This window comes from Legionella antarctica, assembly GCF_011764505.1.
GTDB classification, from domain to species: domain Bacteria; phylum Pseudomonadota; class Gammaproteobacteria; order Legionellales; family Legionellaceae; genus Legionella; species Legionella antarctica.
In genome coordinates, this window is the sequence record NZ_AP022839.1 from 944,384 (window position 1) to 956,111 (window position 11,728).

Below are 11,728 nucleotides of genomic sequence, written 5' to 3' on the forward strand. Positions count from 1 at the left end.
GCCGACTGCTTTAGGTGGGTAGTTGAATCTATCTATTATAGAAATAATTAAGCCGGGATTTAAAGCTATTGTGAGTTAACTTAAGGAAACGTGTTAAAATGGTACTGAATCAGCAGGCGTATGTCCTGCATTAGGGGAATACTGGCTGTCCACGGATCCTTTGATAATTTAAGGAACGTAACGTAACGTAACGTTGCTTAACTGGCAGAGACTTTTAGCGTGGGATGTTTTAATCCTTTAGAAGAAATAAATTTTTATGAGTCAGACTTTATCATTTAAAAAAATTACAGCTATTATTATGGGGAATGCAATTGAATGGTATGACTACTTTGTCTATTCCTTTTTAAGTGTCTACCTGGCTAAAATTTTTTTTCCAAGTTCGAACGATTTTAATTCCCTTTTAGCTATAACCGCGACTTTTGGAGCAGCATTTTTGATGCGTCCCTTAGGTGGTATTGTTTTGGGGGTAATTGCCGATAAATATGGTCGGATCAGAGCAATGAACTGGTCTATTGGACTGATGATCCTTTCATTGGCTTTAATTTCATTTGCCCCTACATACAATCAAGCAGGGATCATCGCTCCATTAATTATTTTATTTGCCAGACTCATCCAGGGGTTTTCTGCAGGAGGGGAGTGCGGTATCTCACCTGTCATTTTATTTGAGTCATCATCGCCGGAGCAAAGGGGATTTTATTGTTCCATGCATACCTTTAGTCAGATGGTTGCAGTACTATTAAGCTTAATTGTAGGTATCTCATTAGCAAAAAATTTATCAGATTCTCAAATTGAAGCTTGGGGATGGCGTATTCCCTTTCTGTTTGGATTGGTAATAATTCCCGTTGGACTCTATATTCGGCAATATTTGAAGGATCCTATTCCAATAGTCTCCAATGGAGTGCCCCATTCACTGTTACATACATTGCGATGCAATATAAAAAACTTATTTATAGTAATAGGGCTAGTTAGTGGCGGCACTGTTGCGATGTATGTTCTTTTATCCTTTATGCCAACTTACGTGTCGTTGTATCTGCATCTTCATGTTTCTGATGCTTATGCTTCAACCTTGATTGGTGTCGGTCTGATGATTTTCTTTATTCCTTGCTTTGGTTGGCTATCTGATAAAGTGGGAAGAAAAAATTTATTATTACTGTCCATGATTGGTTGTTTTATTGAAATCTATCCTTGCTTTGTGTGGCTGAACACAGCCCCTTCATTTCAGCGACTTGTTATCATTCAATGTATTATTTGTTTCACACTTTCAATATATTATGGGGCAATACAAGCTGCAATAACGGAGCTGTTTTCCTTTGATATTCGTTCAACCTGTTTATCCTTTAGTGTGAATGTTTCCGTATTACTGTTTGGGTCGTTCGCTCAATTTTTTGTAACCCTGCTTATTAAAGTATTTGCTAATCCATTAGCAGTAATTGTCTACCCGTTAATGAGTATAGGAATTTCTTTAATAAGCGCTATGTTTTATCAGGAAACTAAGATACTCCAAGAGGCTACTTTACAAGAAGAATGGTTGACAACTTAATCTGTACTTCAACAGCAATTGGATTATATTAATAGATTATAAAGGCTCATCGTTACATTTTTATCATAACACAGGGTATCATAATTTATTTTCTTCCATTTTTTGCAGGCTAACTGCAGCTTGTTCGCGAATGGATTTTTGTTTTTCCTGTCCAAATTTATCCCATGTAGAGTAAACATAATTCATGCGCTGATTACCACGGAATGTGTCATCATGTCTCGCTAAAAAATCCCAATAAAGCGCATTAAATGGACAAGCTTTTTCGCCTATCATTACCTCAGGATCATAGACACATTTCTGGCAATAATTGCTCATGCGATTAATGTATTTTCCGCTCGCTGCATACGGCTTGCTGGCTACTACACCACCATCACTAAACAGTGCCATGCCCAATGTATTGGGCATTTCCACCCATTCGTAGGCATCAGAGTACACTGCGAGATACCACTCCTGAACCTGTTTTACGTTGAGTCCGGTAATTAATGCAAAATTACCTGTAATCATCAGTCGCTGTATGTGGTGAGAATAGGCGTGGTCGCGCGTCTGGCGGATGGCCTCACCCATGCAGAACATTTTTGTTTCCGCTGTCCAGTAAAATTCAGGCAGTGGTGTGGTCGCGTTTAGGCTGTTACGTTTACTGTAGTCGGGCATAAAATACCAGTACACACCGCGAATATATTCCCGCCAGCCAAGAATTTGGCGGATGAACCCTTCAACGGCATTGAGCGGCGCAATCCTGGCATTATAGGCTGCTGATGTGGTCAAGCAAATTGATACACACCAGTTAAGCGACTTTTTTTAATTGTATTATTTGCTCATTTTCAAACTGATTTGGACTTTTATATCCAAGGAATGAATGTAAGCGGTTACTGTTATAAAACATTGTAATATAATTCAGGATGTCTTGTTGTGCCTCAAAGCGAGTTTGGTAATTGCGCCATTGGACTCGCTCTTGTTTTAACCTCCCGAAAAAGCTTTCAGCAACAGCATTATCCCAGCAGTTACCTTTACGACTCATACTACCGATGCAACCATAAGTAGTTAATAGCATGCGATAAGCATTACTCGCATATTGAACGCCTCGATCGGAATGGGTTATTACTCCAGTATTGGGTTTGCGTTGCCAAAGCGCCATTTTAAGGGCGTCACAAGCCAGGCTTGCCTTCATCCGCGAACTCATACTCCAACCGATAACTTTTCTTGAAAACAAGTCGATAACAACAGCTAAATACAACCAACCCTCTTGTGTCCAAATATAGGTAATATCGGAGGCGTAAGCTTGATTAGGCTTTTCTACAATAAACTGTCTATTAAGTACATTTTCAAATATAGGCTGCTTATGCTTGCTGTTTGTTGTTACCCTATATTTCTTTCTGTAACGTGCGTGTATTCCTGCTTCCTTCATTAGATTTCGGGCTTTATTTCTCCCAACAGGATAACCTAATGCATTTAATGCTTTTTTCATTCGACGGCTTCCATAAGTATAATGGCTTGATTCTGCTAATTTTTTAACCCAATCAAGCATCTCCACATGCAATGGATCTGGTGGTTTATTACATTTAAGATAATTGTAAAAACCACTTCTTGTAACACCCAGCAATTGACACATCACGTCAATTGGCCAGGCCTTCTTATTCTGGGCAATAAATGAATATTTCACTTCATTTCTTTTGCAAAGAAGGCCGTCGCCTTTTTTAATATTTCTTTTTCCATTGTTACGCGTCTTAATTCTTCTCGTAAACGACGTATCTCTAGTTGTTCGTCAGTTAATTTACCATTACCTCTAAATGCTTGCCCTTCCTCTTTGGAGTGTTCTTTGATCCACCGGCTTATCAACCTGGAATCAATGCCCAGACTTTGTGCAGCTTCTGATTGCGTATAATTCTGCTCCAAAACAAGACTAATAGCGTCTAGTTTAAATTCTTTAGTATATTTCGTTGCACCCATTTTATTACCTCCAGTTAAGATGATTATCTCTTATCTGGAGTGTACAAATCCATTAGACCACATCATGCTGCTGAAAAACAAATACAAGGATGGAGTCGCAAGAAGAAGGAGGCGCTAATGAATAGAAATTGGGCAGCATTATCATATCATGCAAAACGTAAAAACTGAATTTTGTGTGTGCTGTCGAGACAGCGCTAACCCTTCACCTCACTACGAACGGATTTGATAATAATTATAAAGCCAAACCCGCAGCTCATGGCTAGGTAATAATGTGTCATTAATGAGTCTGCATTTGCCCCAAATGAAAAGGATAATCGTGTCGGCAACGGGCATAGGATGCGCCTATTTTTGATGGATTAGCATAAAAAGCGTAATGAGTTGCGTTGTAGGCGCAGCAAGGAACTGAGCTGATAAAGCATCCTCTTTTGGCATTCCACACGTACCCCACCTCAGACAGATCCAATGTCCTTCCATCAAAACAGACGTAACGAGGCTGAGAAGGCTGGCCTCCCTGGATGCAGCCCTGAGCCTGGATTCCATTCGTCATCATCAGCCCAATAAGGATTATTTTTATTCTCATTTTTTTTACCTTAACTTGCTATACTTCTACTAATAAAGTTAGTTCATGTTTTGATCTATGCAAGGGGTAGGGAAAAAATAGTGGCAAAATTTAAGGATAACTTAAGAAATAAAGCTTAAAATGAACATATACAAGATTCGCGGAGCAAATTTATGGCTATGAATTCAAGCTTTTTAACGGCACTTCATTCAATTTATCGGGTAGCAGAAATTGCAGATTTAACACAACGCGCACAACACGAAAAAATGCGTGATGATGCGTTAGACGCCGTATTAAAAAGCGATCCTTCGAACACTGATGAGTTTAGGAAAGCAGTGAGTGACCATAACGCTTTTTGGACTTTGTTTCTGTCTATGCAAGGTGCTGTTGACTCTAGCCAATTGCTGGATCCTAATGATTCTGATCCACAACTTTCTTTCTCCAAATTACATCAAAAGGCTGCGGAAGAAAGAGTTCGAGCTAACTTATATAAAGTCGATAATCAAGTGTTAATTGCTATTCTTGCTAATAATCCTGATGAGTGTCGTGCCTATTTAGCTGACAAAACAGAACTGGGTTTATTAAAAAACGCCAAAGGTTGGCTTCCAAACGTAACGGTTCTCAATCCTACAACAAATACCCAAGTTCCTGCAGTACCTCCTCAAAATAAATCTGTTGCTGTTTTACCTGATGAGGCAATAAAGCAAATTCAGCAATTTGCCAGCATCTATTTATTAAATAACTTAATATTTAAATCTACTGATAAAGTAGCTTTAAAACAACTACTAGATGCAAGCAATCAGTCTGAGTTAAATGCAGCTATGCAGGCCTTGGGTTTTCCACAACAAGCACTTTCTCCTCCAGCACCAATTCGTATAACTCATCCGTTAAATAAATTGCTATCTGATAATTTTAAGGGTCGTGAACTGGAAGTAAGACAAACTTGGGCAAAGGATAATTTTGAAACATACGTAAAAAATCTTCCCATAGATCAACTGCTGGGAAAAAAAGAAGCTCTAGAAGCTACAACTTTGGAAAATTACCGTAAGGGTCTTGGTGAAATTTATAAAAACGATCTATCTGAACCAGATTTAAAGGATTCTATTGGCATTTTAGGCGCGCGTTATTTACAAGTTGTCATATCTCAAACTGAAGAAAATGAAAACTTCCTGACAGCATTGAATGCAAATGATAGCGACCTGGTGAACGCTATAGGGTCTTTTGAAGACGTGAGAGAATCTGATTACATAGCAGCGGCGGTAAAGTTTGATGCACCGGGAATAAGACAGGGGTTGCTTCAACGTTTTATTAGTAGTTTGGATACGAGTGCCGCGAATATAAAGCTTCTTTCTGAAATCAATTCTGTAAAGACTACAGAGGACTTTATAGCAGGATTGAGAAAGTTGGGAATTACTAATGTTGACTGGATAAATAAAGATGAGTGGAAGGCAATGCAGGCATGGAGTCATGCCAAAGCTGTAGAGATGGTTCAAGAACAAGTTCTGAGCATGGAGAACACTCCAGCTAATCAAGCGACTTTAAAAAATATTAATTTAGCAGCAACCCTGGATGAATTTAAAGGCGAGCTTATAAAAATAGGTATTGATCCGGTTGATTGGGTAACTAATTCAAATAGAATTAAGATCCAAAATACGACCCGCAACCATGCTTTTAAAATGCATATAGAGGATGATAAATTTGGTGAGTTATATCGTCCCGAATTACTTAAAGCTTTAAATCAATTGCCGCAGAAAAAACAAGAAGCTTTATTGGAAAAACCCCAACAATTGCGTCATTTGTTACATGCCAAAGATGCTAATGCAGTCAAATTCTATTTAGGTAGAGATGCTAAAGGGATTAATGAGGTTGTACAAGAAAATACAAGACTGGCTGGTTTTCAAAAACTTCATAATGTGCCGCTAGCTAAAGCATTAGCAAACTGCAGGATTGGGATAAGCTTAAATGCTAAACAAATTGTCGCCATTAATAAAATTATTAAAGATGAAGGTGGTAGTTATACAGATGTAGATAAATACAAAAGTTTTGTCGATAAAATTAGCGCTGTCTGTACTATTCCTACACCTAATCGAGAATTTTATAGAGCATTTGATTTAAATGATGACGGCAGTGCACTGATATCTGCTAAAGCAGAGACTTTAGCTGATCCTATAATTAATCAACACGCTTATAACGCAGGCTTATATAATTTTACTGCTAACAGTACTGATATCAGTAAAAAAATGCTAGTTGATCTGCTTTTACGGGTAGAGAAAAAACAGGCTCTTTCTGATGCTCACATCAACAAGATAGACTCATACTTTAAGAGCTCTAAAGATGTTAATGCTTTTCTTAAAAAGATTAGTGAAGATTCAGAACCGGCTATAAAGTCATTAAAAACTGGAATTCAGAATGAATTACCGGCTATTCTATTCAACCAGCTGAAAATTCAAAGCTTAGCGACCCCATTGCGTGGAAAAAATACACCTCAGTTTAATAACTCCCTAAAAATGATAAACGAGCAGTTAGACGGTATGACCGAAGCGCGCAAATCGTTTTCAGATAGTGCTGATAAACTCAAATTTTTAGCTGATGTTGATCAAACTCACTTAGCTGCGCCTCAGTTTGTAAGGGAGTCTAAGGATGATCCTGATGGGATGAGAGCTAAATTTGAAGATTTAGCCGATAAATGTGATGCCATAGTAGATAAATTATTGCGCAACCGATCCTTAATTAAGGCCCAATTGGCAAGTATCCCCACTTCCAAGACACTCCCCCAAGGACCCTTTTACTTTGAAAGATGGAATCGAATCCGTGATTTAAAAGATGATCTGCAAGAGGAACAGATAGCTATCGAAGAGAGTCTGAAGACTTTTCAGGATTATCAAACCAGATTGTCGGGCCCATCAGGAATTTTAAAAGCCATTGATGATGCGATTGCTGGTAAAAAGAACGATTATTATGAGCCTGCTACATTTACCACCTCCATTGTAAAAGCAGGTAATAGCATCACGACTGCTCCGCCTGTAGCCGCTACTTCAATTGCAGCTTCCGCATCTTTAGGTTCATCAGGCAAGGTCAACAATTTTCTAACTGGTGATCGCTTGGAACCAGGAGATAAGTGTGAATACAAAATGGATCACACGATAATAAATGGGCAACCCCCGACTACCTTTAGGGCTCAGGGCCAATTTACTGAAAGCTATGATCAGACAGATTCACCCGCTCCATCCAAATTGAAAGATGGCAAAATTAAGAAACAAGAAGAACGTACCTTTAATGTTGATCAGATTCCCACTCAAATCCAACTGCCCTCTTCTCGACAGACCGGATCAGATCCACGACTTAAAGAAAGTAAAGTGAATTTTTACATGGGGATGGCGGTGGCCATAGTCGCTTGTTTTGATCCCTCAAATCCCCCCTCTAAAGGGAATCCTATCCGCATGAACGGTGTCAGTGAACAGGAAATGCGCCATTTATGGACCGCATTGGTTGTTTTAGGGGAGAAAAATGAGAAAAATATGCGCTTTAAACGGGATGTAATAATAGTAGAATCAGGTCCTTTTAATCCCGCTAATGAAAGAGGTCGTTTCGGATTTACCAGTGAATCACTTTACAAGTCCTATAAAAAAGAGCATGAAAATACAGTAACGGCCAAAGTAACAGATGCCCAAGGGATGGCAAAAAGGCAGACAGAGCATATAAAAGCAGAGGAACGTGCTGAAAAAGGAATAGAAAAGTTCAAAAAAGGACTAAGCGATATGAAAACTAAATCGGCTGTTGCTGAGTCAGAAAAAGACAGGGAAGAGGAGGGCGCCGCGCCTGAGACGCCCTCAGTGGGATTTAAGCACTAACAAAGGCATTGTATTTCAAGTGATTGTAGGTCGTGCTTTAAAAGAAACATCGCCAACAGCCCTGATGTTTTTTGCGTTTTGCTAGACAATAATAAGGAGAATGCAATTGAATTCCAAGCAATTGGCGATTGGTGTGTTTGATTCAGGCATGGGTGGATTAACGGTATTAAAATCATTAAGAGCCCTTTTGCCAAATGAATCCTTTGTTTATTTAGGAGATACTGCCCGCCTTCCTTATGGCACTAAAAGTCCAGATACTGTAAAACAATACGCCATGCAAATGGCCAGGCTTTTAGTTGAGCGACGCATTAAAGCGTTAGTGATTGCTTGTAATACCGCCACCACGGCAGCATTACCGCATTTGCAAAATATGCTTCCGGAAATTCCCGTGTTGGGAGTGGTTACACCGGGCGCATCAGCAGCAGCTGCAGCAACCAGCAGTCAACGCATTGCTGTTTTAGCTACGGAAACGACCATTGCTTCTCATGCCTATCAGAAACTGATAACGCAACAACTCCCGGAGGCACTTATAACCAGTCGCGCCTGTAGTGTGCTGGTAGCTCTAGCGGAAGAAGGAATGGTGAATAATTCCGTAGCTCATGAGGCTTTAAAGCATTATCTGCACGATTTGAGTCACGTTGATACTGTTTTATTAGGCTGTACCCACTTTCCTGTGTTTAGGCCTTTGCTTGAGAGCCTACTGCCATGTGAGGTTGCTGTCGTTGACTCCGCACAGGCTACTGCTTTATCTCTTCATGCTTTATTGGAACAACAGGATTTACTCAACAACGATTTTACTGTCCCTGCTAAAGTCAATTATTTGGTAACGGATTCCGTGCAGCGATTCCAGACTGTAGGCAAGATATTTTTAGGCGAAGAGTTACTAATACGGGATATCGAATTAGTAGATGCCAGGAGTTGAGTTTGAGGTGTTGCATTGCAGCCTGGGGTGACGGGGTAGCTAATAGGTGCAGTTATTCCTCCTTGGGGGGGCGACTCATTAAAATCCCTACTGCCTGTTGGGCATTAATTTTATTTTCCAAAAGGGCGTTGATTTGTTCGCAAATAGGCATTTCTATTTGCTTTGTTTTAGCGATAGCACAGATTTGCGCTGAGTTATGCTTTCCTTCTACTACTTGTCCAATTTGTTTTTCTGCCTCTGGTATAGAAACATTTTTTCCTAACAGCAAACCAAAGCGACGATTGCGGGATTGATCATCCGTACAGGTGAGTACCAGGTCACCTACACCAGCTAAACCTGAAAAGGTATCCTGTCGTGCGCCCAGACTAAGTCCTAAACGACTCATTTCCGCCAAACCACGAGTAATTAGCGCCGCTTTTGCATTGGCACCATAACCTAGACCATCACTGATTCCACAGGCTATAGCTAATATATTTTTGACGGCGCCACATAACTGAACTCCTATAATATCTTCACTTAAATAAACACGAATGTTATGGTGATGGAGGAGTTGATGGATTTTTTTTTGATAGGTTAAATCATTGGCTGCTAAAGTAAGGGCAGTAGGTAAAAAACGTGCGACCTCTTTGGCAAAAGAAGGACCTGAAATAACGGCTACAGGAAAATCGGCGCCAAAACGTTGGAAAACCAGATCACTTAATAACCGGTTACTAAGAGGATCCACTCCTTTAGTAAGCCAGGCTAGTCCCTGGGGAGGTTGCTCAATTTTTGCCACTAAATCTGTAAATGCATGCGATGGTACAGCAATAATAACAGCATCTGCTTCCCGGATGCATTGGTTTAAATCGTCCACAGGGAACAGGTTATCAGGGAAGTGAATGTCGGGAAGATAGCTTAAATTGGCACGCTTTTCTCTCATAAGGGCGACATGCTGTGGGTTATGCCCCCACAGCAAGACACGATGTGCACGTTGAGCTAAATGTAGTGCAACCGCAGTGCCCCATGAGCCGGAACCCAATACGGCAATAGTATCTTTAGTCATCATTCTAATGAGAAGCTTGTTCTTCCTTGATTCCTGCAGCATTTTTCTTCTCTTGCAATTGTTGCATATATAAAGCATCAAAATTAATAGGCGCTAAAACCAGTTGTGGGAAGCTGCCACGAATAACTTGAGAAGAAATAGCTTCACGTGCATAGGGGAAAAGAATGCTTGGGCAGAAACTGTTTAGCAAGTGCTCGAGCTGGTTAGTTGCAGCACCTTGAATGGTGAAAATTCCTGCTTGCTTTACTTCGACAAGAAAGGCTGTTGTTTTGTTATTGGCAACAGTCGCAGTAACGGTTAATACTACTTCAAATACACCATTTTCAAGCTGAGTACTTGTGGTATTCAGATCCAGATTCAGCTCTGGTTCCCACTGTTGTTGGAATACTGCTGGCGTATTGGGTGTTTCATAGGATAAATCTTTTACGTAGATTCGTTGAATCATGAATTGAGCTTCGTCATTTGGCTGTTCTGTATTAGTTTGTTCAGTCATGATGTTTCTATCCTTTTAAAAGTTGGTTCAGTTTCCCCTGATGTTCCAGGGCATATAAATCATCGCAGCCACCAATAGCTTGGCCATTAATGAAAACTTGGGGCACAGTATGTCTGCCGCTTTTGGCAATCATTTCGTTGCGTAGTTCAGGCTGTAAATCAACCCGAATTTCAGTAAATACAACATTTTTTTTGTGTAATAATTCTTTGGCTTTACTGCAATAAGGGCAATAACCTGTACTGTACATAATAACTTGAACCATAGTATTAACCTTTTGCCTTAACCAAAGGAAGGTCGGCACCTTGCCATGCTGCAATACCACCACCCAGAACTACGGGCTGATAGCCTTGGGTGCGAATTTTGGCAGCAGCAGCTGGAGATTGCAAGCCACGGGCACAGACTAAAATGATATTCTTGTTTTTATATTTATTCATTTTGGGTAGTTCAAAGTCTTCAACAGCAGCTTGAATTGAATCGATAATATGTCCGTTTTTAAATGCTTCCTTATCGCGTAAATCAATGACTACTGCATTTTCATTATTAATCATGGCGACTGCAGCATGGGGTGCCAGTTCTTTTGCTTTCTTTTTCTGTGTTATTAATTCATAGATAAAAGTTAAAGCTAAAACGCCAATAAAGGCTAGCCAAAGCAGCCAGTGGTTCATGATAAATTGACCTAAGTGTTCCATAATATACTCGAGAAATTTGGATGATTTGGCGAATTATCCTTAGAATAGTGAATTAACGCAAGTGATGGATACTTCTGTCACAAATCTTCTCTATTTCTTTTTAAAAAAACATAGACAGCACCATGCCCGCCATCCTTTGCCTGAGCGCTATGAAAGGCTAATACTTCATCAAATTGCGGTAACCATCGATTAACCAGATTTTTGATGACTGGAGGGGCACCTTGATGTCCCCCTTTACCATGAATTATAAGCAAACAGCGTTTGTTCTTATTTGCCTCTGCCTGGATAAATTGACTTAAGGAATCACGAGCTGCTTCTGTTTTTAAGCCATGTAAGTCCAATCTGGCCTCCCATGGGATCATACCATTCTTTAAAGCTCGAAATCGCTTGATCGGAACTCCGGGATTACAATAAGACAAAACAGTGTCAGACAAAACGGTTTCGCTAATAAAATCGGATAAATAGTATTCTTTTTTAGGTGGCTGTTTATTACTAACCCCAGGTCGTCGGTTGGGTATTTTTGGTGATTTTTCGGCTGATAACGAGATGCAACGGCTAATCCGTTTGGTTTTTTCGTTTAAGGGCTTTACAGACCGCATCTGATCGCGAAACAAAGCTTTGTCCTCATCGGACATGAAATCATCACCCATTATTCACAGAAATTTAATAAATATGATCAAAGTAT

At 39.9% G+C, this 11,728-nt stretch carries 11 protein-coding genes; 3 read left to right on the top strand and 8 right to left on the bottom strand.

The features are described 5' to 3' along the window. Positions 1 to 256: 256 nt before the first annotated feature. Positions 257 to 1,540, top strand: a complete 1,284-nt coding sequence (locus tag HRS36_RS04595) for an MFS transporter (RefSeq protein WP_173236416.1) — start codon at positions 257 to 259, stop codon at positions 1,538 to 1,540. Positions 1,541 to 1,618: 78 nt separating this feature from the next. Here the strand turns inward: HRS36_RS04595 and HRS36_RS04600 are convergent, their stop codons facing one another. The 3 genes from HRS36_RS04600 to HRS36_RS04610 all read right to left on the bottom strand — a co-directional run bounded on the left by HRS36_RS04600 (position 1,619) and on the right by HRS36_RS04610 (position 4,067). After that, the gene (locus tag HRS36_RS04600; RefSeq protein ID WP_197933210.1) at positions 1,619 to 2,305 is read right to left on the bottom strand and encodes a cryptochrome/photolyase family protein; all 687 of its coding nucleotides are present in this window, start codon (positions 2,303 to 2,305) and stop codon (positions 1,619 to 1,621) included. A gap of 19 nt (positions 2,306 to 2,324) precedes the next feature. Further along, positions 2,325 to 3,487 (bottom strand): IS3 family transposase gene (locus HRS36_RS04605; protein ID WP_226905474.1). Its coding sequence is split into 2 segments (ribosomal slippage): positions 2,325 to 3,226 and positions 3,226 to 3,487, totalling 1,164 coding nucleotides; the frame shifts between segments, so codons are not numbered across the junction. 277 nt (positions 3,488 to 3,764) lie between these two features. After that, positions 3,765 to 4,067 (bottom strand): hypothetical protein, encoded by a 303-nt coding sequence (locus tag HRS36_RS04610; protein ID WP_173236418.1) that lies wholly within the window; start codon positions 4,065 to 4,067, stop codon positions 3,765 to 3,767. A 152-nt stretch (positions 4,068 to 4,219) separates the two neighbouring features. Between HRS36_RS04610 and HRS36_RS04615 the strand changes: the two genes are divergently transcribed. After that, positions 4,220 to 7,897 (top strand): hypothetical protein, encoded by a 3,678-nt coding sequence (locus HRS36_RS04615; RefSeq protein ID WP_173236419.1) that lies wholly within the window; start codon positions 4,220 to 4,222, stop codon positions 7,895 to 7,897. 100 nt (positions 7,898 to 7,997) lie between these two features. Next, on the top strand, positions 7,998 to 8,819 hold the full coding sequence (murI, locus tag HRS36_RS04620; RefSeq protein WP_420814316.1) for a glutamate racemase: 822 nt from the start codon (positions 7,998 to 8,000) through the stop codon (positions 8,817 to 8,819). A 52-nt stretch (positions 8,820 to 8,871) separates the two neighbouring features. Here murI and HRS36_RS04625 read toward each other — a convergent pair whose 3' ends face one another. The 5 genes from HRS36_RS04625 to HRS36_RS04645 all read right to left on the bottom strand — a co-directional run bounded on the left by HRS36_RS04625 (position 8,872) and on the right by HRS36_RS04645 (position 11,693). Further along, a complete protein-coding gene (locus HRS36_RS04625; RefSeq protein WP_173238456.1) occupies positions 8,872 to 9,861 on the bottom strand; it encodes an NAD(P)H-dependent glycerol-3-phosphate dehydrogenase in 990 nt (329 codons plus the stop codon). A gap of 4 nt (positions 9,862 to 9,865) precedes the next feature. Then, entirely contained in the window at positions 9,866 to 10,354 is a 489-nt protein-coding gene (gene secB, locus HRS36_RS04630) for a protein-export chaperone SecB (protein ID WP_173236421.1), read from the bottom strand. A 7-nt stretch (positions 10,355 to 10,361) separates the two neighbouring features. After that, positions 10,362 to 10,616: a glutaredoxin 3 gene (gene grxC, locus HRS36_RS04635; RefSeq protein WP_173236422.1), complete on the bottom strand. Its 255-nt coding sequence runs from the start codon at positions 10,614 to 10,616 to the stop codon at positions 10,362 to 10,364. A gap of 4 nt (positions 10,617 to 10,620) precedes the next feature. After that, a complete protein-coding gene (locus HRS36_RS04640; RefSeq protein WP_173236423.1) occupies positions 10,621 to 11,043 on the bottom strand; it encodes a rhodanese-like domain-containing protein in 423 nt (140 codons plus the stop codon). Between the two features lie 77 nt (positions 11,044 to 11,120). Next, positions 11,121 to 11,693 carry a Smr/MutS family protein gene (locus tag HRS36_RS04645; protein WP_173236424.1) on the bottom strand — a complete coding sequence of 191 codons (573 nt, stop codon included), beginning with the start codon at positions 11,691 to 11,693 and terminating at the stop codon, positions 11,121 to 11,123. Positions 11,694 to 11,728 lie beyond the last annotated feature (35 nt).